The 20,982-nt window shown below is 53.1% G+C and carries 17 protein-coding genes, 15 tRNA genes, 2 rRNA genes and 1 pseudogene; 29 read left to right on the forward strand and 6 right to left on the reverse strand.

All coding sequences use genetic code 11. The features are described 5' to 3' along the window. The 22 genes from O9139_RS14260 to O9139_RS14365 form a co-directional block, all read left to right on the forward strand. Positions 1 to 141, forward strand: a 23S ribosomal RNA gene (locus O9139_RS14260); the annotation flags it as partial. 114 nt (positions 142 to 255) lie between these two features. Further along, a 5S ribosomal RNA gene (rrf, locus tag O9139_RS14265) occupies positions 256 to 372 on the forward strand. A gap of 32 nt (positions 373 to 404) precedes the next feature. Beyond that, positions 405 to 478 (forward strand) — tRNA-Ile (locus O9139_RS14270). A gap of 7 nt (positions 479 to 485) precedes the next feature. Continuing rightward, positions 486 to 561, forward strand: a tRNA-Asn gene (locus tag O9139_RS14275). 3 nt (positions 562 to 564) lie between these two features. Further along, positions 565 to 638, forward strand: a tRNA-Met gene (locus O9139_RS14280). A 6-nt stretch (positions 639 to 644) separates the two neighbouring features. Then, positions 645 to 732: transfer RNA gene (locus O9139_RS14285), tRNA-Ser, on the forward strand. Positions 733 to 752: 20 nt separating this feature from the next. Next, a tRNA-Glu gene (locus tag O9139_RS14290) sits at positions 753 to 824 on the forward strand. Positions 825 to 832: 8 nt separating this feature from the next. Beyond that, positions 833 to 908, forward strand: a tRNA-Val gene (locus tag O9139_RS14295). A 9-nt stretch (positions 909 to 917) separates the two neighbouring features. Then, positions 918 to 994, forward strand: a tRNA-Asp gene (locus O9139_RS14300). A gap of 10 nt (positions 995 to 1,004) precedes the next feature. Beyond that, a tRNA-Thr gene (locus O9139_RS14305) sits at positions 1,005 to 1,080 on the forward strand. A gap of 8 nt (positions 1,081 to 1,088) precedes the next feature. Next, positions 1,089 to 1,162 (forward strand) — tRNA-Trp (locus tag O9139_RS14310). A 10-nt stretch (positions 1,163 to 1,172) separates the two neighbouring features. Then, positions 1,173 to 1,245, forward strand: a tRNA-Lys gene (locus tag O9139_RS14315). A 20-nt stretch (positions 1,246 to 1,265) separates the two neighbouring features. Continuing rightward, a tRNA-Leu gene (locus tag O9139_RS14320) sits at positions 1,266 to 1,345 on the forward strand. Between the two features lie 5 nt (positions 1,346 to 1,350). Then, positions 1,351 to 1,425: transfer RNA gene (locus O9139_RS14325), tRNA-Gly, on the forward strand. A 7-nt stretch (positions 1,426 to 1,432) separates the two neighbouring features. Beyond that, positions 1,433 to 1,509: transfer RNA gene (locus O9139_RS14330), tRNA-Arg, on the forward strand. A 20-nt stretch (positions 1,510 to 1,529) separates the two neighbouring features. Continuing rightward, positions 1,530 to 1,603: transfer RNA gene (locus O9139_RS14335), tRNA-Pro, on the forward strand. A gap of 6 nt (positions 1,604 to 1,609) precedes the next feature. Next, a tRNA-Gly gene (locus O9139_RS14340) sits at positions 1,610 to 1,680 on the forward strand. Positions 1,681 to 2,301: 621 nt separating this feature from the next. Then, complete coding sequence (locus tag O9139_RS14345) at positions 2,302 to 3,666, forward strand: acyclic terpene utilization AtuA family protein (protein ID WP_270880158.1); 1,365 nt, start codon at positions 2,302 to 2,304, stop codon at positions 3,664 to 3,666. A gap of 3 nt (positions 3,667 to 3,669) precedes the next feature. After that, the gene (locus tag O9139_RS14350; RefSeq protein ID WP_270880159.1) at positions 3,670 to 4,008 is read left to right on the forward strand and encodes an AtuA-related protein; all 339 of its coding nucleotides are present in this window, start codon (positions 3,670 to 3,672) and stop codon (positions 4,006 to 4,008) included. 22 nt (positions 4,009 to 4,030) lie between these two features. Continuing rightward, entirely contained in the window at positions 4,031 to 5,170 is a 1,140-nt protein-coding gene (locus O9139_RS14355; protein WP_270880160.1) for an acyl-CoA dehydrogenase, read from the forward strand. A 4-nt stretch (positions 5,171 to 5,174) separates the two neighbouring features. After that, positions 5,175 to 5,960 carry an enoyl-CoA hydratase gene (locus O9139_RS14360; RefSeq protein ID WP_270880161.1) on the forward strand — a complete coding sequence of 262 codons (786 nt, stop codon included), beginning with the start codon at positions 5,175 to 5,177 and terminating at the stop codon, positions 5,958 to 5,960. Beyond that, the gene (locus O9139_RS14365) at positions 5,960 to 7,510 is read left to right on the forward strand and encodes an acyl-CoA carboxylase subunit beta (protein ID WP_270880162.1); all 1,551 of its coding nucleotides are present in this window, start codon (positions 5,960 to 5,962) and stop codon (positions 7,508 to 7,510) included. The genes O9139_RS14360 and O9139_RS14365 overlap by 1 nt, the downstream gene beginning before the upstream one ends. A 205-nt stretch (positions 7,511 to 7,715) precedes the next feature. Here O9139_RS14365 and O9139_RS14370 read toward each other — a convergent pair whose 3' ends face one another. After that, on the reverse strand, positions 7,716 to 7,799 hold the full coding sequence (locus tag O9139_RS14370; protein ID WP_270880235.1) for a putative holin-like toxin: 84 nt from the start codon (positions 7,797 to 7,799) through the stop codon (positions 7,716 to 7,718). Between the two features lie 260 nt (positions 7,800 to 8,059). On the opposite strand from O9139_RS14370, the gene O9139_RS14375 reads away from it, so the two are divergent. Beyond that, positions 8,060 to 8,932, forward strand: coding sequence for an NAD-dependent epimerase/dehydratase family protein (locus O9139_RS14375; RefSeq protein WP_270880163.1), 873 nt, complete (start codon positions 8,060 to 8,062; stop codon positions 8,930 to 8,932). 52 nt (positions 8,933 to 8,984) lie between these two features. Here O9139_RS14375 and O9139_RS14380 read toward each other — a convergent pair whose 3' ends face one another. Continuing rightward, positions 8,985 to 11,891 carry a DEAD/DEAH box helicase gene (locus O9139_RS14380; RefSeq protein WP_270880164.1) on the reverse strand — a complete coding sequence of 969 codons (2,907 nt, stop codon included), beginning with the start codon at positions 11,889 to 11,891 and terminating at the stop codon, positions 8,985 to 8,987. Continuing rightward, positions 11,888 to 13,444 (reverse strand): SWIM zinc finger family protein, encoded by a 1,557-nt coding sequence (locus tag O9139_RS14385; protein WP_270880165.1) that lies wholly within the window; start codon positions 13,442 to 13,444, stop codon positions 11,888 to 11,890. Before O9139_RS14385 ends, O9139_RS14380 begins: the two co-directional genes overlap by 4 nt. Before the next feature lie 177 nt (positions 13,445 to 13,621). Here O9139_RS14385 and htpG point away from each other — a divergent pair, with 177 nt between their 5' ends. From htpG to O9139_RS14400, 3 genes are all read left to right on the forward strand, one after another. After that, a complete protein-coding gene (gene htpG / locus O9139_RS14390) occupies positions 13,622 to 15,505 on the forward strand; it encodes a molecular chaperone HtpG (protein ID WP_270880166.1) in 1,884 nt (627 codons plus the stop codon). Positions 15,506 to 15,599: 94 nt separating this feature from the next. Next, positions 15,600 to 16,700 (forward strand): glycosyltransferase, encoded by a 1,101-nt coding sequence (locus tag O9139_RS14395; protein ID WP_270880167.1) that lies wholly within the window; start codon positions 15,600 to 15,602, stop codon positions 16,698 to 16,700. Further along, a complete protein-coding gene (locus tag O9139_RS14400; protein ID WP_270880168.1) occupies positions 16,697 to 17,296 on the forward strand; it encodes a glycerol-3-phosphate acyltransferase in 600 nt (199 codons plus the stop codon). Before O9139_RS14395 ends, O9139_RS14400 begins: the two co-directional genes overlap by 4 nt. 10 nt (positions 17,297 to 17,306) lie before the next feature. On the opposite strand, the gene O9139_RS14405 is transcribed toward O9139_RS14400, so the two are convergent. Further along, complete coding sequence (locus tag O9139_RS14405; RefSeq protein ID WP_333742646.1) at positions 17,307 to 17,516, reverse strand: cold-inducible protein YdjO-related protein; 210 nt, start codon at positions 17,514 to 17,516, stop codon at positions 17,307 to 17,309. A 216-nt stretch (positions 17,517 to 17,732) separates the two neighbouring features. On the opposite strand from O9139_RS14405, the pseudogene rlmD reads away from it, so the two are divergent. Together rlmD and O9139_RS14415 are read left to right on the forward strand one after the other, a co-directional pair. Beyond that, positions 17,733 to 18,704 (forward strand): annotated as a pseudogene (gene rlmD, locus O9139_RS14410) (23S rRNA (uracil(1939)-C(5))-methyltransferase RlmD); the annotation flags it as partial. A gap of 19 nt (positions 18,705 to 18,723) precedes the next feature. After that, positions 18,724 to 19,158 (forward strand): class I SAM-dependent RNA methyltransferase, encoded by a 435-nt coding sequence (locus tag O9139_RS14415; RefSeq protein WP_270880169.1) that lies wholly within the window; start codon positions 18,724 to 18,726, stop codon positions 19,156 to 19,158. A gap of 160 nt (positions 19,159 to 19,318) precedes the next feature. Here O9139_RS14415 and O9139_RS14420 read toward each other — a convergent pair whose 3' ends face one another. Next, entirely contained in the window at positions 19,319 to 20,095 is a 777-nt protein-coding gene (locus tag O9139_RS14420) for an ABC transporter ATP-binding protein (protein WP_270880170.1), read from the reverse strand. A gap of 145 nt (positions 20,096 to 20,240) precedes the next feature. After that, positions 20,241 to 20,417 carry a YjfB family protein gene (locus O9139_RS14425; RefSeq protein WP_270880171.1) on the reverse strand — a complete coding sequence of 59 codons (177 nt, stop codon included), beginning with the start codon at positions 20,415 to 20,417 and terminating at the stop codon, positions 20,241 to 20,243. A gap of 166 nt (positions 20,418 to 20,583) precedes the next feature. Here O9139_RS14425 and O9139_RS14430 point away from each other — a divergent pair, with 166 nt between their 5' ends. Beyond that, on the forward strand, positions 20,584 to 20,982 hold the full coding sequence (locus tag O9139_RS14430) for a MerR family transcriptional regulator (protein WP_270880172.1): 399 nt from the start codon (positions 20,584 to 20,586) through the stop codon (positions 20,980 to 20,982).

Raw genomic sequence — 20,982 nt, forward strand, 5'->3', positions numbered from 1 at the left:
GCATCTAAGCGTGAAGCCCCCCTCAAGATGAGATTTCCCAATTAGTAAGACCCCTTGTAGACGACGAGGTTGATAGGTTCGAGGTGGAAGTGCAGTAATGTATGGAGCTGACGAATACTAATCGGTCGAGGGCTTAACCTAATAGAGGGATCTTTGAACGGAGTTCAAAGTCTCTCAGATTTGCTTCTTACTCAAAGAAGCAACACACTTTACGTAAGTTTCGTATCTAGTTTTCAGGGTGCAAGTCTTGATTCGTTTGGTGATGATGGCGGAGGGGACCCACGCGTTCCCATCTCGAACACGACCGTTAAGCCCTCCAGCGTCGATGGTACTTGAACCGAAGGGTTCTGGGAGAGTAGAACGTTGCCAAGCGAACGCCCACCAGGTGGGCTTTTTTATTCCAAGGGCCCTTAGCTCAGCTGGTTAGAGCGCACCCCTGATAAGGGTGAGGTCGGTGGTTCGAGTCCACTAGGGCCCATTATTATTCCCTGATAGCTCAGTTGGTAGAGCACTCGACTGTTAATCGAGTTGTCACAGGTTCGAGTCCTGTTCGGGGAGCCATATGGCGGCGTAGCTCAGCTGGCTAGAGCGTACGGTTCATACCCGTAAGGTCGGGGGTTCGAGCCCCTCTGCCGCTATATTATGGAGAGATACCCAAGTGGCTCAAGGGGACCCTCTGCTAAGGGGTTAGACTGCGCAAGTGGTGCGAGGGTTCGAATCCCTCTCTCTCCGTTGGATAATTTGTTGGACAAGGCCCGTTGGTCAAGGGGTTAAGACACCTCCCTTTCACGGAGGTAACAGGGGTTCGAATCCCCTACGGGTCACTATTTCTGAACGCTTAGCTCAGCTGGGAGAGCATTACCTTGACAGGGTAAGGGTCGGCGGTTCGATCCCGTCAGCGTTCACCATATTTTCGCGGAGCCGTGGTGTAGAGGCCTAACATGCCTGCCTGTCACGCAGGAGACCGCGGGTTCGAATCCCGTCGGCTCCGCCATTTTTCATACGCCGTTGTAGCTCAACTGGTAGAGCAACTGACTTGTAATCAGTAGGTTGGGGGTTCAAGTCCTCTCGACGGCACCACATCCTTTAGGGGCATAGTTTAAAGGTAGAACAAAGGTCTCCAAAACCTTTGGTGTGGGTTCGATTCCTGCTGCCCCTGCCAGGATTACTAAGAGCCATTAGCTCAGTTGGTAGAGCACCTGACTTTTAATCAGGGTGTCGTAGGTTCGAGTCCTACATGGCTCACTTTTAACATGTTTACATGCGCGCGTATGGCGGAATTGGCAGACGCACTAGACTTAGGATCTAGCGGGCGACCGTGGGGGTTCAAGTCCCTCTACGCGCATCTTTGCGGAAGTGGCTCAGGGGTAGAGCATCGCCTTGCCAAGGCGAGGGTCGCGGGTTCGAATCCCGTCTTCCGCTCCATTTATTTGTGCCCTTAGCTCAGCTGGATAGAGTGTTTGACTACGAATCAAAAGGTCGGGAGTTCGAATCTCTCAGGGCACGCCATATTATTGCTCACAATTTATCGGGATGTAGCTCAGCTTGGTAGAGCACCTGCTTTGGGAGCAGGGGGTCGCATGTTCAAATCGTGTCATCCCGATAACACGCGGGTGTAGTTCAATGGTAGAACTCCAGCCTTCCAAGCTGGTAGCGTGGGTTCGATTCCCATCACCCGCTTAGCGTCAAAAAACTCTTGCTACTCTTGTGTAGCAAGAGTTTTTTCATTAGTAAAATATCATCCCGTTTCCGTCTTTGGAAACCTCCTGTTTTTCTCCGCTTTGTCAATCTCTGCGAAACAGCTTCTCTTTTTCCATGCCTGTCCATGCGCCTCTCTGGCGAACGATATTGGATTGTGAGGAATGTGGAATGTAGTGAGCTCTATAAGAATGAAATATGTTCAAGGTCGCCTTCTTGAAGGCGATCTTTTTTGCGTTTATTGGGTTTTGCCCAATTGCAGAGGAGGGATAGCGGCTAAATCTCACTGCAGTCGGAAAAAACACAACTAAATCGTGTCTTTGAGGCGTCATAGCAGATTAGGGGGCGTTTAGTTGGGCAAAGTCGGACTCAGAGGGGGAGGTAACAGATGTCGCCACTTTAACTGGGCAAAATCAGACTACAGTATCGTAAAGGATAGATTAGCCAATTTAGGCGGGCAGAATCGGATTAATGAGTTGGTCGAGGCGCTCGCATACAATACCAACTGTACGATGCGGTTTGCAATGACGATTAATTCGAATAAAACTCATTTCGGATTTCATAGAATGTACCAGATGTCTACAACTTGGAGAGGGGGACGACATGAAGACGATTCGGATCGGAGCAGGCCAGGGCTTTTATGGGGATTCAATTTTACCTGCCATTGAAACGGCAAAGAACGGAAACATTCAATACCTCTGTTTCGACTGCTTGGCGGAATTGACGCTGGCTATTCTGCAAAAAGACCGGCAGAGAGACCCGGCCAAAGGTTTTACCGGAGACATCACCCGAACGATGAGGGAATTGCTGCCTTTGGTTAAAGAGAAGGGCATCAAGCTCTTAACGAATGCCGGCGGCATGAACCCGCTTGGTGCCCAGCAGGAGATTCTGCGCATTGCAAGAGAGCTAGGCGTATATGGCTTTAAGGTAGCTGTAGTCACAGGCGACGATGTGCGCGAACGACTAGCCGGCTGGAAGGCGCAAGGGATATCGCTTGCGCATATGGAGGACGGCAGAGAGATCGAGCCCATTCTTGAGCGCATCGTATTTGCGAATGCGTATGTAGGGGCTGATCCCGTTGCCGAGGCGCTCCGTCAGGGAGCGGATATCGTGGTAACGGGACGCGTCGCGGATTCGGCGTTATTTGTGGCACCGCTGCTTTATGAGTTTGGCTGGGACCGAGAAGATTGGAATCGGCTGGCTCAAGGCATTCTGATGGGACACCTCATGGAATGTTCCGGGCAGGTGTCAGGCGGGAACTTCAGCGGGGATTGGCAGTCGATTGCCGATTTGGACCAGATCGGCTTTCCCGTGGCCGAGGTCAGCGAAGACGGCGAATTCGTGATAACCAAGACAGAAGGGACAGGCGGGCGTGTTTCCATCCAAACGGTTAAAGAGCAGCTGCTGTATGAGATTCACGATCCAGCCGCGTATTTGACACCGGATGTCGTGCTGGATGTGACGAAGGTTCAGCTTGAAGCAGCCGGCGATAATCGGGTGCGGGTCACAGGCGCACAAGGCTCTAAACGGCCGGATACGCTCAAAATTGTCATGGGCTACTCCGACGGATGGTTGGGGCAAGCGATATGCGGCTATTCGTGGCCGGATGCGCTAGAGAAGGCCAGAGCAGCCGATCGCATCATTCGGAAGCAGATGGAGCGAATCAGACTGCAGGTAGAGGAGATCCAGACGGACTATCTCGGGTATAATTCGCTGCACGGCCCCCTTGCTGCACCGCCTAAGGAAGAGCTGAACGAGATTTACTTGCGGATCGCTGTCCGCTCGAGAAGTAAGGAGAAAGCAGCAGCATTAGGCAGGCTGTTTCCTCCGTTAATGCTCAGTGGTCCTCCGGCATTAGGCGGGTTTTTGGGTGTTATGAAGCCGCGCGAGCTGCTGGGTATGTGGTCATGTCTTATTGCGCGGGATATGATCGAAGACGGCATTCAAGTGAATGTGCTGGAGGTGTGAGGCATGGCAAGAAGACAGTTGAGGCACCTGGTACAGGCTCGCTCTGGCGACAAAGGAAACACCATCAACATCGCTGTAATTGCCCTGAACGATGCGATCTATCATGTACTCGTGCGGGAATTGACGGCAGAGCGGGTGAAAGCTCATTTCGCGGGAATGATGTTGGGCGAAGTGAAGCGTTATTTGGTGCCGAATCTGCAGGCGATGAACTTCGTGTGCAAGGAGGCATTAGCTGGCGGAGGTTCTGCATCGCTACGTATGGATAATCTTGGAAAATGCTACGCTTCAAACCTGATGCGGCTCGAAATCGAGATCGAAGACGAGGCGCTCTCCCAAGTCTGACAGAAGAAGGGATGTGGAGACAATGCATTTCGATTTAACGCCGGAGCAGGCGATGATTCGCAAGATTATCCATGATTTTGCCGATGCGGAAGTTGCTCCGGGAGCTGTGGAAAGAGACCGCACCGGCGTGTTCCCGAAGGAGATATTTGAGAAGCTGGCGATACTCGGCTTCATGGGACTCCCGTTTCCTGAGGCATACGGGGGGGCTGGCGCGGATACGATCAGCTTTGCGATCGTTGTTGAGGAGCTGAGCCGGGCATGTGCCTCGACCGGGATTACGTATTCGGCGCATATCTCGCTAGGAGGCGCGCCTTTATATGCATTCGGGACGGAGGAGCAGAAAGTGCGCTATTTGACCCCGCTGTGCAAGGGGGAATATTTGGGCGCATTTGGCTTGACGGAACCGGATGCCGGGTCGGACGCGGCGGGCACGCGAACGACGGCTGTAAGAGATGGAGACGACTGGATAATTAGCGGCTCCAAATGCTTTATCACGAACGCGAGCTATGCGCGAAGTCTGGTTTTGACAGCCGTGACCGACCGCAGCAAGGGAGCTGGCGGCATTAGCGCTTTCATCGTGCCAACGGATGCGCCAGGGTTTACGGTGCTGAGCCATTATGAAAAAATGGGGCTGCACGCCTCTAACACGACGGAGCTGGTCCTGGACCAAGTGCGTGTTCCGAAGGAAAGCCTGTTGGGCACTCAGGGCAACGGCTATAGGCAGTTTCTGGCTACGCTGGACGGAGGGCGAATCGGCATTGGCGCTATGGCCGTGGGCATCGCCCAGAGCGCATTTGAGAAGGCCGTGCAGTATGCCAAGCAGCGTAAACAGTTCGGAAGCACGCTATCTGCCTTCCAGGCGATCCAGTTCAAGCTGGCGGACATGGCCATGCACATTGAAGTGGCCCGCAATATGGTCTATAAAGCTGCGTGGCTGAAAGATCAGGGCAGGGCTTTTAAGAAAGAGGCGGCAATAGCGAAATTGTTTGCTTCTGAAATGTGCATGCGGGTGTGCGATCAGGCGGTGCAAATTCATGGCGGGTATGGCTACATGAGGGAATATGAAGTGGAACGCTGCCTGCGGGACGCGAAGCTGCTGGAGATCGGAGAAGGGACCTCGGAAATTCAGCGAATGGTGATTGCCAGCCAGATTTTGAGGTGAAGGGATGAATCAACAAGTTGTGCTGCTGGAAAAAAAGGACGGGGGAATCGCTGTCATTACGCTAAACAGGCCGCATGCCGCCAACGCCTTATCGCTGCAAATGTTGAGTGAGCTGCAGGCGATTTGCGACGAGCTGCGGAGCGAAACGTCCGTACGTTGTGTCGTCATCACAGGGGCGGGCGGCGCTGTATTTTGCGCGGGGGCGGATCTGAAAGAAAGAGCAAGCATGAGCGAAGAGCAAGCACGCCAAGCCGTAGCGAGAATCGGGGAGACAATCCAATCACTGGAAGCGCTTCCCAAGCCAGTGATAGCGGCTATGCAGGGTGTGGCTTTTGGCGGAGGGCTGGAGCTGGCCTTAGCCTGTGATATCCGCATGGCCTCGCACAATGCCCAGTTCGGCCTGACGGAGACGTCGCTGGGCATTCTACCCGGCGCCGGGGGGACGCAGCGTCTGCCAAGACTCGTTGGGATCGGCCGGGCGAAGGAGCTGATTTTTACCGCAAGGCGGATCACGGCAGAGGAGGCGTTGCAAATCGGGCTTGTCGAATTCGTCACACCAGCCGGGTCCGTTCTGCATCAGGCGATGGAGATCGCCGGGCAAATCGTCCGAAATGCGCCGCTAGCGATTGCCGGAGCCAAGCTGGCGATAGATCAGGGGCTGCATCAGGATATTCAAACAGGCTTAGGGATTGAACGCCAAGCGTACGAAGCTATTCTTTCTACCAAGGATCGCCTGGAAGGGCTGCTAGCGTTCCGTGAGAAACGCCACCCGATTTTTAAAGGGGAGTAATGGAGATGTCAAGCGAATATGAATCCCAGGAAGCTGAGCTGCAAGCGCGTATCGATCGGATTAAAAAAGGAGGGGCGGCTAAATACCACGAAAAAAATGCGGAGCAGCGAAAGCTTTTTGTCCGTGATCGGTTGAAGCTGTTATTTGATCCTGATTTTGAGATTGAGGATGCGCTATTTGCCAACTGTGCAGATGCGGAGCTGCCTGCTGACGGGGTTGTCACCGCAATTGGGCGTATACATGGGCAATCTGTATGTGTGATTGCCAACGATTCGACAGTGAAAGCAGGCTCTTGGGGCGCGCGGACAGTCGAAAAAATCATTCGCATGCAGGAAACCGCCGATAAGCTGCGGGTACCTTTGCTGTATTTGGTTGACTCGGCGGGAGCGCGGATCACCGAACAGGTGGAGATGTACCCCGGACGGCGCGGGGCTGGGCGGATTTTTTACAATGAAGTGAAGCTGTCCGGAAAAATTCCGCAGGTATGCCTGTTGTTTGGGCCGTCCGCGGCAGGCGGCGCGTATATCCCAGCATTTTGCGATATCGTCATCATGGTGGAAGGCAATGCCTCGATGTATCTCGGGTCACCGCGTATTGTGGAGATCGTCACCGGCGAAAAAGCGACGCTGGAACAGCTCGGCGGCGCGAAGATGCACTGCTCAACGTCCGGTTGCGGCGATGTGCTCGCGTACAGCGAGGAAGAAGCGATTGCGCTGGCGCGGGAATATCTCGCTTTTTTCCCAGCAAGCTTTGCTGAAAAACCACGGAACGGGGAGCCGAAGCCACCCAGACCGACGAAAAAATCACTCGAAGAGATCATTCCCAACAATCAATATGCGTCGTTCGATATGTATGATCTGATCGAGCGGATCATTGATGAGCATTCTTTTTTCGAGATCAAAAAGCTGTTTGCCAAAGAGCTGATAACCGGTCTCGCCCGGTTTGACGGTAAGCCTGTGGGCATTATCGCGAATCAACCGCGGGTTAAGGGGGGCATTTTGTTCCACGATTCTGCGGATAAAGCGGCGAAGTTCATCTGCTTGTGCGATGCTTTTCACATACCGCTTCTATTTCTGGCAGATGTACCGGGGTTTATGGTCGGCACTAGCGTCGAACAGGCGGGGATTATTCGGCATGGCGCCAAAATGATTGCCGCCGTATCGGAAGCGACCGTACCGAAAATATCGATTATCGTCCGCAAAGCGTATGGCGCGGGTCTATATGCTATGGCTGGGCCGGCGTTCGAGCCCGACTGCTGTCTGGCGCTGCCGTCTGCGCAAATCGCCGTCATGGGCCCGGAAGCAGCGGTCAACGCAGTATACGCCAATAAGATTGCCGGGCTGCCGGAGCAGGAACGGTCGGATTTCATCACAAGCAAGCGGGAGGAGTACCGCAAGGATATCGATATCTACCATCTGGCTTCCGATATGGTGATTGACGGGATCATACCGGCTAATTCGCTGCGGGGCGAGCTGATCAAGCGTTTTGCGGCGTACGCCTCGAAAGATATCGTATTTACAGAACGGAAGCATCCGGTATATCCGGTTTGATGGGCAAATAGATGCGATTTATCTTAATTGAGAAAAATATATTAAAAATTGGGAAATGATGTGGTATACTGGAAGTATGATTTGTGTAGAATGCAAAATGGAGCCGGGTGCTAGCGACTCCATTGCGCAATAGCCGCTTTTAAGGGCGGTAGGCTTCTAAATTAGGTAGCTAGCGAAATAGACTGCATCCTTATCCCAGGGCGGTCTATTTCCGTTTCAGGTAGGTTAGCAACGCTAAGATGAACATTCCGAATAGGAACATTAACTGTAACGCTTGATGTACCTCCATAGGCTGCACCTCCCTTCCGGGAGACTAAGCCAGACCGCCCATAAAGCCTATTCTATTGCACAGTCTATTATAGCATGATTTGTATAAAATGTAATATTGTAGAAAAATAGTTTTAATGTTGACGCATCCTATAAGGGGTGCTTTTTTTATACTTACTTGCATGTAACTAACTGACAATTTTTTCAGTTCTTATCAGAACCCAGCATTCCTCGTATAATGGTTGGGATAGCAGCTAACCGAATTCATACCAGGAGGACGTTATGGGAAAACCACGCGTAATTGTAACAGGCGGCAGCGGAAAAGCGGGCCAATGGATTTTGAAAGATTTTGTTGAACACGGTTATGAAGTGATTAACTTGGATATGAAGCTGCCGGAGGAGCCGATTTGCCGGACGATCATTACCGATTTGAACGATTTGGGACAAGTTCATAATGCGCTCGCGCCTTACAGCCAGGGCAACCGCCAGGAAGTGGCGGGGATCGTGCATTTTGCTGCGATTCCGCAGGCTTATACCCATACGAATGACGTATGTTTCCGTAACAATGTAATGAGCACTTACAACATTCTCGAGGCAGCGGCTAACTTCGGTATTCAAAAAGTCGTGATCGCATCCAGCGAATCGTCTTATGGCATCTGCTTTGCCAGCGAGTTTTTTGAGCCGAAGTATTTGCCGATTGATGAGGAACACCCGCAGCTGCCGGAAGACAGCTATGGCCTGTCCAAAGTCGTGAACGAGGTGACAGCGCAAGCGTACCATCGGCGTACCGGCATGCAGGCTGTCAGCTTCCGTTTAGGCAATATTTTGGTGCCTGAAAGCTATGCGCAGCTGAAAGCTAATTTTGACAATACGGAAGCTCGCCTGCGGATTCTCTGGTCGTACATTGACGCAAGAGACGTTGCTTCGGCTTGCCGGAAAGCGATCGAAGCGGAAGGGCTGGGCGCGGAAGCACTCATTATTGCTGCAGACGACAGTTCGTCGAACCGCCAGACGAAGGAGCTCGTGGAGCAATATCTCCCTGGCGTCAAAGACATTCGCATGCCGCTGGAAGGTCGTGTGTCGCTGATCTCCAATGCGAAAGCGAAAAAGCTGTTAGGCTGGGAGCCGCATTATAAAGTGATGGAGCAAGAGTAAAAAAAAGGCAGCCTTCAGTCCGTAAAGAACGACTGAAGGTTGCCTTTTTATGTTACCAAGATTGCCGCAGCGTAAACAAGTCGCGCAGCTCCTCGTTGGATAGCTCCGTAATCCAGCCCTCGGAGGTGGAGATGACGTTCTCGCTGAGGCTCATTTTGCTCTCCAGCATCTCGTCGATCTTCTCCTCCAAGGTGCCGAAGGAGATAAACTTATGCACCTGCACGTTGCGCTTCTGGCCCATCCGATAGGCGCGATCGGTGGCCTGGTTCTCAACGGCAGGGTTCCACCAGCGGTCAAAGTGGAACACGTGATTGGCCGCCGTCAGGTTGAGGCCGACACCGCCGGCTTTCAAGGATAAAACGAAGATGCCAGGTCCGCTTCCAGACTGGAACCTGTCGATCATCTTATCGCGCTCCGTCTTCGGCACGCTGCCGTTCAAGAACAGCACAGGCTCGTCGCGCTGAGCCTGCAAAATATCAGCCAGCATGCGGCCCATGCCGACATACTGGGTAAAGATAAGGCACGAGTCGCCTTCATCACGAAGCTCGTCGACCATCGCGATCAGCCGCTCGAGCTTCGCCGACCGAGAGATAAACGCTTCGCGCTGCTCTTCGTCATGCAGCATCTCTTCGGGCAAAGCGGTTTCTTTGGTCATCAGGATCGGATGATCACACAGCTGCTTAAGCTTGGTCAGAGCCGCCAAGATCGCCCCCTTGCGCTCGATGCCCTCGAGCTCTTTCATCCGCTCCAGCAGATCCTTGACGGCTTGCTCGTAGAGGGCGCCTTGCTCAGCGGTCAGGTTGATGTAGACCTTCGTTTCCAGCTTATCCGGCAAGTCTAGCTGAATGCCGGGATCTTTCTTCTTGCGGCGCAGCATGAAGGGCTTGACCAGCTTCTGGAGCTGGGCGGTGCGCTCTTCGTCGCCGTGTTTTTCGATCGGATTGGCAAAACGGTGCTGGAAGCCCCGCTGATTCCCTAGATAGCCGGGATTAATAAAATCATAGATCGACCACAGCTCTGATAATCGATTCTCAATCGGTGTTCCGGTCAAGGCGATGCGATGCCGGGCGCGAAGTGAGCGAATGGCGATGGATTGTTTGTTTTGCGCGTTCTTGATGTTCTGGGCCTCGTCCAGGCAAAGCGAGCTCCACATCGTCTCTTGCAAGGTCTCTACATCCAGCAAAGCCGTTGTATAGGAAGTGATGACAACATCCGTATGTTTGAGTGCCTCAGCCAGAGCTTGACCGCTCAGCCGTCCTTTGCCATAGTGGAGCATGACGGTCAAATCGGGGGCAAATCGCGCCAGTTCTTTTTGCCAGTTGCCGAGCACGGAGGTCGGGCAGACCAACAGGGCGGGATGCTCCGATACTTCCTGATGATGCAATAGATAGGTGATGAACTGGATCGTTTTGCCGAGGCCCATATCGTCGGCCAGACAAGCGCCAAGGCCGAATTGGCGCAGGAAGCTCAGCCAAGTGAAACCTTCGCGCTGATAGCTCCGCAGCTCGGCGTGCAGCCCGGCAGGCACAGCCAGCTCCTGCAGCTCGGACGGCTTTTCCAATTGGCGAAGCAGTGCGGTCAGATGCGTATTCAGCTCAACTTCCATCTGAATGCGCGCCTCGTCCTCTTCATCCGTTGTCTCGTTGCGGGAGGACGCGGATGGCTGTCCGTTAGCTTCCTGTAGCAAATGGAGTTGCAGGACGTCCTGCAAGGACAAGCCTTCTTCCGGGCTCACGCTCTCCATGAGCCGGCGGATTTGTTCCAGCAGCGCCGGGTCGAGATAGACCCATTCCCCACGGAAACGGATGAGGCGCTGCTTGCGGCTGAGCAGATCGGCGAACTCACGTTCGCTAAGATCGGCGCTGCCGATGGCAATCCGCCAGTCGAAGTCGACGATGGCGTTCAGCCCGAACAGCGACTGGCGCTTGCCTTGGCCGCCACCGCTGCCGAACTCGTCGGCCACCTGCGCGCGCAGCCGCGGCCGGCGCTTGGATGCAGCTTCCCACCAGGCGGGAAGCATAACGTTCCAGCCGTCGCTGAGCAGCTGACGGCTGTCTGTCGTCAGGAACCGCCAAGCGTCTTCATCGCTAAGCGGTTCCGCAAACAGTTCGCCGCCGCTGTCCGTAGGCAGGGCGGCGGTCAGCCTCGCCGCCCATCCGGGAGCGCGCTCGCGGATGAACGGCGTCCACTCGCTGGACCATGTGCCATGGGCCAGACCGTCCGCCTCGAGGCAAATCGGCACGAGCGAGGCGCCGTCGGTTTTGTCCTGGAGGACGAGGCGCAGCTGCCAGTCGTACTGTTCGTGTTCGTCACTGGGCTCGAGCAGCTGCAGCGCAGGGCGGAATGGTGCCGTATCCGGCTTCCAGCCGAGGCTGACGAGCCATTCCTCTTCGGTGAAGCCCGCCGCCGCAGCGCTGCCATTAAACAGCGACGGATAGTCTCGCCGCAAGTCCGCGAGGGCAGCTTCATCAGCGTAGCGCTCTGCCGTGACGACGGCGGAGAACGCGGCGCGGAGGCCAGCGTTAGATCCGTCGCTTAGACCGTCCAGCTGCGAGAGTTCGCTCCGGCCGCTGTCCCAGCTCCACTGCAGCTTTCCTTCGCGGAAAGCTTGGTAGCTTGGCAGGAAGCGGCCTTCCTGCGCTTCGTGATACAGAACAGGCGCGACGTGCAGCAAGCTTGCCGCAGCTTCATTGCCGCTCTCCCAGCGCAGAACTTCCATGAAGTCCGGAGCGGCAAAGAACGGAAGCACCATCTCTGCGGGCAGAACCGTTACGGCTAGCTCTCCGGCTTGCTGGAGTTCGAGCATGGTGCCGTAGCAAGAGGGCTCGTGCCAAGTGAACAGCAGCCTCCGCAGCTTGTCCCCTGTCAGCTCAAGTCCATCCTGTGTGCCCCAGAGGAGGGCGTCTCCGCTGTCGGTCAACATGACGTGAAGCTGCATGTTATGCAATTTTGTGGTCATGGCAGCAGTTTTCCTTTCTTTAATTCCTCTTGCAGCGCACGCAGCCGGCTGTAACGCTCTGCGAAGGCTTGAAAGAAGCGGTTCCAAGCTTCTGGTTTCTTCATCTTTTTGTATATTTTTTCCAAACGCTTCAGCAGCTTGACGGCCGCTTTATAATCTTGTCTATTTTTCAGCCCGACATGCTGCTCCACGGCTTGATGGTAGTAAGGGAGCAGCAGTAGTGGGGATTCTTTCTCGATCGGCTGCAGGACGCTGACCCTATGGTGAAGCGGGGTCCGCCCTTGCACGATTTGCATTTCCAGCCAAGGTTTCCACTGTTCGCGCTCATATAGAATGTCCTCGATGATCCGCAGCGAATGCGGCAGCATCTCTTCCAGGACGATCCACATTTCCTGCTCGGCCGGCGGGTAATGCGCAGTGACATCCTTCCAGTAGGTCGTGTAGGCATCCAGCTCGTGAGTCCGTTTGCCATAGAAGCAGGAAGCGGTCTTCACCAGCCAGAACGTGAGGTCCTCCCACAGACCGGCGCTCTGCAGATGGCTCAGGAACGGGAGGAACACGCTTAGCTGCGCATGTTTCAAAGCTCCAGCCGCTTCTAAGGTCTGCCAAGCCATCTTGCCTTTGCCGAGCTGCATGAGTAGAAAGGACTCGGCTGCGGATAAGGAGGCGGAGAAGGGGGCAACTTCCATATGCCGAATGGCATCCAGCTCCTGCTCCGCCCAGCGGGCTGTATCGGCGTAAGGTGCAATCCAATGCGTCCAAAGCTCGGTGTATAAGCCGAATTCCAAATAGCGCTGCCCCGTTTCTCCGGCCAACTGCTCTCTCAAATAAGCGAGTGTCTGCGTTAACCGCTCTTCCGCAAGCGCAGGGTTGAAGGCGGATGATATTGCCGCCCTCAGCGATGCTTGGATATCGTCGTAGATCCGGTACAAGGCGAAGGATGTGTAATAGTTGACGCTGCCTAGCGCGTTTTGTTCTTTTACTTTTTTTAAAATAAACAGCTCCTGATGGAGAGCCCAAAATCGTTTGTCAGTTTCGGAAAACGGGATCTCCTTGAGCATCTGCAATTGAACCCGCAGCATGTCTGTATACATGCCTTGATCGTAGGCGGGCTTAATGGTAGCTGTGAATTCGCCCATCTTTTTGTGCCACTCGGGCACATCCATCGCAGGTAATTGCTGCTGTAAAGCCCCAAGCGCGGGAGCGGCAGCTGCCCGTTTCAGCTGGTGCTTGGCATTCATGATATGCGAAGCGGGATAGCCCATCCGGTCGGCGAGTTCCATCAGCACGGCTGCCATATGCTTGCAGGAAGCATGGACCGGGCACGTGCAGTGGCTGGAACGAGGCTTGTCGAGGCTGATCGTCACCTCATAGGATTCATTGCCCTCGACTCTGGCCTTCACGATGCGGTCCTCCGTCATGGTTACAGAGGTCACGTGCTGTTGTTTAAAATAGTTGAACCCCCGGCTCAGGGTGACCTCGTTATAGGCTTCAGCGACGTGTTCCAGCAGCTTGGACCACTGTGCGTCGTTCAATGCGGAAGTTGCGTTCATAGTTGGAAGGCTCCTTATAAAAAATAAAAAGGATGATTGCCTCTATTATAAAGGTACGAGCGCCTAAATACGACTTGACATCTAAAAAACCGATATGGTATATAAAAATTAGTAATTAGCACTCTTAATAAAAGAGTGCTAAACAATATGCCAGCCACTTTTGAAAGGAGTCTATTCATGACAACAAAGCAGCAGTTTAAAGCCGAGTCCAAACGATTATTGGAAATGATGATTAACTCCATTTATACGCAGCGAGAAATCTTTTTAAGAGAATTAATATCGAATGCCAGTGATGCGATCGACAAAATTTATTACAAGGCTTTAACTGATGATACGCTGGTATTTAACCAGGCCGATTACTACATTAAAGTTACGGCAGATCAAGCAAACCGGACGCTAACGATTTCGGATACGGGAATCGGGATGACGGAGGAAGAGCTGGAGAATCACCTGGGTGTGATTGCAAAGAGCGGCTCGCTCGCTTTTAAGAGTGAGAATGAAGCTAAAGACGGACACAACATTATTGGTCAGTTCGGGGTCGGCTTCTACTCCGCATTCATGGTGGCGGACGTGGTGACGGTCATCAGTAAAGCGCTGGGCAGCGATCAGGCGTACAAATGGGAGTCCGAAGGCGCGGACGGTTATACGATTGTGCCTTGCGAGAAGGCGACGGTCGGTACGGACATTATTTTGAAAATTAAAGATAACACAGAAGACGACCAGTACGATGAGTACTTGGAAGAGTACCGTTTGAAAGCGATTATTAAAAAGTACTCTGACTTCATCCGCTATCCGATTAAGATGGACGTCACAGGACGCAGGCCTAAGGAAGGCAGCGACGGCGAGTACGAGGACTACCGCGAAGAACAAACGGTGAACAGCATGGTGCCGATCTGGCGCAAAAATAAAAATGAGCTGACCACCGAAGATTATAATAACTTCTATTTTGAAAAGCGATACGGCTTTGATCAGCCTTTGAAGCATATCCATATCAGCGCAGACGGCGCGGTTGTCTACAACGCTATTCTGTTTATTCCGGAGAATACCCCGTTTGATTATTACACCAAGGAGTATGAAAAAGGGCTGGAGCTGTATTCCAACGGTGTGCTGATTATGAATAAATGCGCGGACCTGCTGCCGGATTATTTCAGCTTTGTCAAAGGGATGGTTGATTCCGAAGACTTGTCGCTGAATATTTCCCGGGAGATGCTGCAGCACGACCGTCAGCTGACTCTGATCGCAAAAAACATTAAGAATAAGATCAAAAGCCAACTGCAAAGCTTGCTGAAAGACGAAAGAGAGAAGTACGAGCAATTCTACAAATCGTTCGGCAGACAGTTGAAGTTCGGCGTTTACAGCGATTACGGCGCGAACAAGGATGTCTTGCAGGACCTGCTGCTGTTCTACTCCTCCAAGGAGAAAAAGCTGATTACCTTAGATGAGTACGTCTCGCGCATGCCGGAAGATCAGAAGTTCATTTACTACGCTTCAGGCGAGTCGATTGAACGCATTGACAAGTTGCCGCAAACCGAGCTCGTAGCGGATAAAGGTTACGAAATTCTGTACTTCACCGATGACATCGACGAGTTCGCGATCAAAATGCTCATGAACTACAAAGAGAAAGAGTTCAAATCCGTCTCCAGCGGCGACCTCGGGATCGAACCGGATACGAAAGATGCACCAACGGAAGCGGAGGAGAGCGACAACAAGGAGCTCTTTGAAGCGATGAAGGGCATTTTGAGCGATAAGGTGAAGCAGGTGAAAGCGTCCAAGCGCCTGAAGTCGCATCCGGTCTGCCTCTCGACGGAAGGTGAAGTGACGATCGAGATGGAGAAAATTCTGAAGGCGATGCCGAACAATCAAGATGTCAAAGCTGACAAAGTGTTGGAGATCAACGTCAACCACGACGTGTTTGGCGCTCTGAAGAACGCGCATCAGCACGATAAAGAAAAGCTTAGCCTGTACACGAACCTGCTGTATAACCAAGCGCTTCTGATCGAGGGCTTGACTGTTCAGGATCCTGTTGAGTTTACGAACAGCATTTGTAAAATTATGGTATAGATACTTAGGGATAACCCGCTCTGGCGCAAGCCGGGCGGGTTATTTGTTTTACCACTCACATATATATAGGTACTAGGAAAAGGAGTGATCATGGATGTGGATATTGGCGCTATGTATCGCCGGTTGTCTTTGCGGATTCGTCCTATTTCGCACACGCCTCCTTGCCACCCGTCACGGTCACGAGCCCTCCCTGAACGAGCGGAGGCTATCGGTTATTATTCCTGCCAGGAATGAAGCCTGTAACCTGCCTCATCTGCTCGAGTCGCTTCGCTTACAGACCGTGGCACCTTATGAAGTGATCGTCGTTGACGATGGTTCCGTGGATGGAACCAGAGAAATCGCCGAAAGCTATGGGGTTAAGGTCGTGACAGGCATGAGCCTTCCTGCAGGGTGGACAGGTAAGAACTGGGCGGTCTGGAACGGCAGGCAGCATGCTGCAGGAGAGCTCCTTCTTTTTCTAGACGCCGATATTCGGCTTGCTCCACAGGCGGTAGGCTCGTTGATCGAAGCGAGGGAGCGGTCAGGGGGCGTTATTTCCGTCGTTCCCTATCATCAAACGGAGAAGTTGTATGAGAAGCTGGCGCTGATCACCAATTTGCTCGGCGTTTTCGCTTTTACGTCGCCTGGGGAGCGGCGAAATCCGCGCAAAGGCTTGTATGGCGCCTGCATCCTGGCCACCAAAGAAGATTATGACCGCATCAACGGCCATGCGAGCATTAAGTCGGAAGTGCTGGACGATCTGTTTTTAGGTTCCAAATTTATGGAGGCCGGGATCCCGGTTACGAATTTTCTCGGCTGCGGCATGGTTTCATTTCGCATGTATCCGCAAGGGATTCGCAGTGAATTGGAGGGCTTCAGCAAAGGGGCGATTTTAAGCACCTCAACATTAAGCAAGTGGACGATTATTCCGATCGCCTTATGGGTGATTGGACTGATCGTGTCCGGGTCTGCTGTATGCTTGATGCACACACCATGGGCGCTGCCGCTTGCTATCGCCTATTTACTTTATATGCTGCAAATATTTTACCTCATTAAATATGTGGGGGCATTTGGCGTTGTAATGCCTGTCCTTCATTGCGTGTCATCGTTATTTTTTATTGTGATTATGCTTTATTCGGCGTATCAAGTGGTGTTTCTGAAGCGTGTCGCTTGGAAAGGCAGGCACATCCAGGTGGGGGGCCGACGAGACCGATGATCATTTGGCTGACGGCAGGCGCTTTTGTGTCGGGATCTCTGATGTTCTCCTATTGGTTGGGGCTGCTCATGAGCAAGAATCTAAAAACCGTTGGTGACGGCAATCCCGGCGCCCTGAATCTGTGGAAAGCATCCGGCTATAAATTTGGGCTGGCGGGCATTGTACTTGATTTTTTAAAAGGCTATCTTCCGGTCTATGCGGCACTCGGGCTTGTACAAGGGCTGGGGATGATCCCGATCGCGCTGGCGCCGATTGCCGGGCATGCCTTTTCTCCATTCCTCAAAGGGAAAGGGGGCAAAGCGATTGCCGTGACGTTCGGCGTCTGGAGCGGGCTTACGATGTTCGAGGTATCTTTGGCTTATGCAGTCATTATGGCGGTGCTTGTTGTGATTCTTCGTTTCGCCAATAGGGGCGGGCTCTCTATTACAGAGGCGGATGGCTTGCAGGTGGTGACCGGCATGCTGCTTGTTGGCGTTTATTTATATGCGCGTTCGTTCACGCTTGTTGTGTGGTGGGTATGGCTGGGGACGTTCGTGCTGCTCGTGTATACGCACAGGCGCGAGGTTTGGGCTTGCTGGAATAAAATAAAATCGTGAAGCGGAGGCTTCACGATTTTTTTCGGCTTTTTTTGTTCACCAGCTTTGGCAAATGCTTGATGCTTTTGACCATGCCGCCCTTGCACAGAGGGCATTCCGGCGAAGGGGAGGTGGCTAGTTCCTCACGCATCCATGCCTTGCATTCTTTGTCTTTGCATCTCCATATAGGTACTGGGGATAAATCCGGTTTGCTCACATCGGTATCCAAGCCAATTAACACCTCCTGCTTGCCTTAAGCTACCCGATTGGAAACATCTTCATTCAGTAAGATGGGTGAAACATTTTGTGCTGGATATGCGCATTTTTACAGTGACACTCAATCGTATATAATAAGGGCATTAACCCAAATATTTACAAATAAAACGAGTAATGAAACCATAAATAATTAGGTGCGTGAGGGGTGTAATTCGTGTCTAAGCAGAATGCTTCGTTAAAAATGGATCAAGAGCCTGTTCCTCATCCTGCAGGGAAAAGGGGGCGTTCTGCCGCATCCGCAGAAGATGTGAAAACCGGAGACCGCGTTGTTGTGACTGTAAAGCAAATTGGCATCAATGGGGAAGGTGTCGGGTACTACCGCCGAAAGGCGGTATTTATTCAAGGCGTGCTGCCGGACGAGGTTGTGAAGGCACGGGTTACCAAGGTCGAGCCTTCTTATATGCAGGCGGAGCTTGTCCAGATCGAGAAGAAATCGTCGGATCGACAGAAGCCCGCATGCCCGGTGTACGAAGCTTGCGGGGGCTGCCAGCTCCAACATATGACTTATCCGGCGCAGCTGCGGGCCAAAGAGCGGCTTGTGCAAGAAGCGTTCGAGCGCTACACGGGCTTGCGCAATTTGCCGCTGAAGCCGATCATTGGCATGGATCACCCTTGGGGCTATCGCAATAAAGTGCAGATGCAAGTCGGCTTGAAAAACGGCAGGGTTCAAATGGGCCTGTATGTGCCAGGCTCGCATGAGCTTGTCGATATCAGCGGCTGTCCGATCCAGGATAAAAGTGTTAACCGTGTGTTGGATGAGGTCAAGGTGATCGTCTCCGAGCTGCGCATCCCTATTTATCAAGAGAAGCTGCACAAAGGGGGACTGCGGACGGTTGTCGCCCGTATCGCTCAGGAGAGCGGCAATGTGCAGTTGACGCTGATTACGGCGTGTGATGATTTGCCGCGCAAGGATGAGCTCGTCGCACGTATTCGGCAGCGGCTCCCGCTCGTCACTTCCATCGCGCAAAATATCCATACAAGCAAAACCTCTCTCGTCTTCGGAGAGAAGACCGTCATGCTCTGGGGACAGGAGCGGCTGCGTGAACGGTTGAGCGATGTGCAGTTCTCGCTGTCACCGCGGGCGTTCTTCCAGCTCAATCCGGAGCAGACGGTGAAGCTCTATGACGCGGTTCAAGAAGCTGCGGCCCTGACAGGCCGCGAGCTGGTTGTGGATGCCTACTGCGGCACGGGCACCATCACTTTGGCTGGCGCCGCATGCGAAGGAAGTGCGCGGCATCGAAGTCGTCCCCGAGGCGATCGAGGACGCCCGGCGCAACGCGCGCCAGAACGGTGCAGCCGGCGCCAGCTTCTATGTCGGCAAGGCGGAGACACTGCTGCCGGAGTGGATTCGCGCAGGCTTTCGCCCCGACGTGATCGTCGTTGACCCGCCGCGCACGGGCTGCGACCGCGCGCTGCTAACGGCGATCCTTGCGGCGCAACCGAAGCGGCTGGTGTATGTATCTTGCAATCCATCGACGTTGGCGAAGGATTGCAAGATGCTGCTCGAGGGCGGAGGGTTCCGACTGGACTCGGTGCAGCCGGTGGATATGTTCCCGCAGACGGCGCACGTGGAGTGTTGTGTTGTGTTGGTTAGGAACGGAAGATAACGAGAAGTAACGGTAACTTGCTCTCCTAGGTTAAGGAGGGCCTTTTCTTTTGCTTCTGCCACAACGGAAGAACGACTGGCCTCCAATGGAGGGAATCTACACAGCAACAACTACACTGGCTAGGATGGCAGAGTCAAGAGGGGCGCGCAGCCCCTCTTTTTCAATCAGCAACGCGCACGTACACGCGTTCTCCGTGCTTTTCCACAACGACGGGAGACTCAAAGAAAGCGCTCAGCCCGCCGGTCGTGAGCACATCCTCCGTCGGTCCGCTGCGCATGATCTCGCCCCCTCGGATGAGCAGCGCATGCGTAAACACCGGAAGGATTTCCTCGGTGTGGTGGGTAACGTAGATGAGCGTCGGAGCATCCGGACTTCCAGCCAAGTCCTTGATGCTGGCGAGCAGTCGCTCACGTGAGAACAAATCGAGACCTGTGCACGGCTCGTCCAGGATGAGGATGCGGGGCTTCGCCATGAGAGCTCGCGCAATGAGCAGCTTCTGCTTCTCGCCCTGCGAGCAGGTGCGGAACTCCCGATCCCACAGATGAACGCAGCCCATGGTTTGCATCAACGATCGCGCGAGGTCCAGATCCTCGTCGGAGATATGATCATACAGCCCGATCGTGGCATGCCGGCCGCTGATGACGATATTCTGCGCCCGATCCGTCGGGTACAGCTTCTCCTGCAAGGAGGTGCTGACCCAGCCGATAGCTTTGCGCAGCTCGCGCAGATCGACATCGCCAAAGCGATGACCCAGCACGCTCACAGCCCCCTCCGTCGGCCAGTAGTAGCCGTTGACCATATTTAGCAGTGTCGTTTTACCGGACCCGTTCAGGCCAAGAATGGCCCAATGTTCGCCGGGCGCGACCTGCCAATTCACGTTGTTCAGCAGCGTCAGCCCCTCCCGGCGCCAAGTGACATTATTCAAATCAATGATCATATACCTTGTTAAACTCCTTTCACGTTGCGATAATGACCAGCCGAGTCGTTGCGCCTAGCATGTTTCATGTATCTCCATTGTACGCCTGCGAGCATGTTTTCTCCATAAAAAAACCGCATGAGTATGAACTCATACGGTTGTTCTTTTAAACTCGGATATCGAAATTCCCGCCCACATTTGGCTGAACGCTGCGTTCCATCATTTGGGTAAGAGCTTGACCTTGCTGCTCAGCTTGGTCTTTCTGCATTTTTAAAACGCTGATTCCAACTTGAGTTCCAAGACTGCCCTGATTCATTGATACGGATAAAGCTGCAATGTCCATTAATAGGCCTCCTCTCTAAGAAGATGTATGCTTACTATTTATCGGTCGCCCCTGTAATATTTTTTAGAACAGTTTAATCTGCGGGATTTTTTTGCTGAACATTCTTGACTTAGAGTTAACTCTAACCCTTAGGATAAGGGTATAACGATGTTGGAGGGATGAAGCCATGTATTCAATTAGCCAGGTGGCGGAACTAACCGGCGTGAGTGCGTACACACTTCGCTATTATGAAAAGATCGGCGTACTGCCGTCTCCTGAAAGAAATAGTGGGGGCATGCGGAAGTTTTCGGAGCGGGATCTTCGGTTTGTGCGATTCTTGAACAGTTTGAAGAAAACGGGCATGACGCTGGAGGACATCACGGAATTTGTGAGGGACGGGTGTATCTTGGAAAAAATCGATGCAGGCCAGGATGTGCACAATTCCATCGATAAACGAATGGAGATCCTAGTCAAGCACTTGCACGCCATGGAGGCTCAGCGTGAAGAATTGGAGCGGGTGATCACGGTAACCAAAGAAAAACTAGCGATATACCGGGATATACTGGAGAAGCGGGAGGAGCGGTAA

It is taken from the genome of Paenibacillus aestuarii (genome assembly GCF_027789125.1).
Lineage (GTDB): Bacteria > Bacillota > Bacilli > Paenibacillales > NBRC-103111 > Paenibacillus_E > Paenibacillus_E aestuarii.

What these genes read in the sequence shown, in the direction of transcription:
- O9139_RS14425 (WP_270880171.1), bottom strand. Translation starts at nt 20,417, where the DNA reads ATGGACATTGCAGCTTTATCCGTATCAATGAATCAGGGCAGTCTTGGA.
- O9139_RS14400 (WP_270880168.1), top strand. Translation starts at nt 16,697, where the DNA reads ATGATCATTTGGCTGACGGCAGGCGCTTTTGTGTCGGGATCTCTGATG.
- O9139_RS14350 (WP_270880159.1), top strand. Translation starts at nt 3,670, where the DNA reads ATGGCAAGAAGACAGTTGAGGCACCTGGTACAGGCTCGCTCTGGCGAC.
- O9139_RS14375 (WP_270880163.1), top strand. Translation starts at nt 8,060, where the DNA reads ATGGGAAAACCACGCGTAATTGTAACAGGCGGCAGCGGAAAAGCGGGC.
- htpG (WP_270880166.1), top strand. Translation starts at nt 13,622, where the DNA reads ATGACAACAAAGCAGCAGTTTAAAGCCGAGTCCAAACGATTATTGGAA.
- O9139_RS14415 (WP_270880169.1), top strand. Translation starts at nt 18,724, where the DNA reads ATGCCTACTGCGGCACGGGCACCATCACTTTGGCTGGCGCCGCATGCG.
- O9139_RS14395 (WP_270880167.1), top strand. Translation starts at nt 15,600, where the DNA reads ATGTGGATATTGGCGCTATGTATCGCCGGTTGTCTTTGCGGATTCGTC.
- O9139_RS14345 (WP_270880158.1), top strand. Translation starts at nt 2,302, where the DNA reads ATGAAGACGATTCGGATCGGAGCAGGCCAGGGCTTTTATGGGGATTCA.
- O9139_RS14355 (WP_270880160.1), top strand. Translation starts at nt 4,031, where the DNA reads ATGCATTTCGATTTAACGCCGGAGCAGGCGATGATTCGCAAGATTATC.
- O9139_RS14420 (WP_270880170.1), bottom strand. Translation starts at nt 20,095, where the DNA reads ATGATCATTGATTTGAATAATGTCACTTGGCGCCGGGAGGGGCTGACG.
- O9139_RS14430 (WP_270880172.1), top strand. Translation starts at nt 20,584, where the DNA reads ATGTATTCAATTAGCCAGGTGGCGGAACTAACCGGCGTGAGTGCGTAC.
- O9139_RS14385 (WP_270880165.1), bottom strand. Translation starts at nt 13,444, where the DNA reads ATGAACGCAACTTCCGCATTGAACGACGCACAGTGGTCCAAGCTGCTG.
- O9139_RS14370 (WP_270880235.1), bottom strand. Translation starts at nt 7,799, where the DNA reads ATGGAGGTACATCAAGCGTTACAGTTAATGTTCCTATTCGGAATGTTC.
- O9139_RS14380 (WP_270880164.1), bottom strand. Translation starts at nt 11,891, where the DNA reads ATGACCACAAAATTGCATAACATGCAGCTTCACGTCATGTTGACCGAC.
- O9139_RS14360 (WP_270880161.1), top strand. Translation starts at nt 5,175, where the DNA reads ATGAATCAACAAGTTGTGCTGCTGGAAAAAAAGGACGGGGGAATCGCT.
- O9139_RS14365 (WP_270880162.1), top strand. Translation starts at nt 5,960, where the DNA reads ATGGAGATGTCAAGCGAATATGAATCCCAGGAAGCTGAGCTGCAAGCG.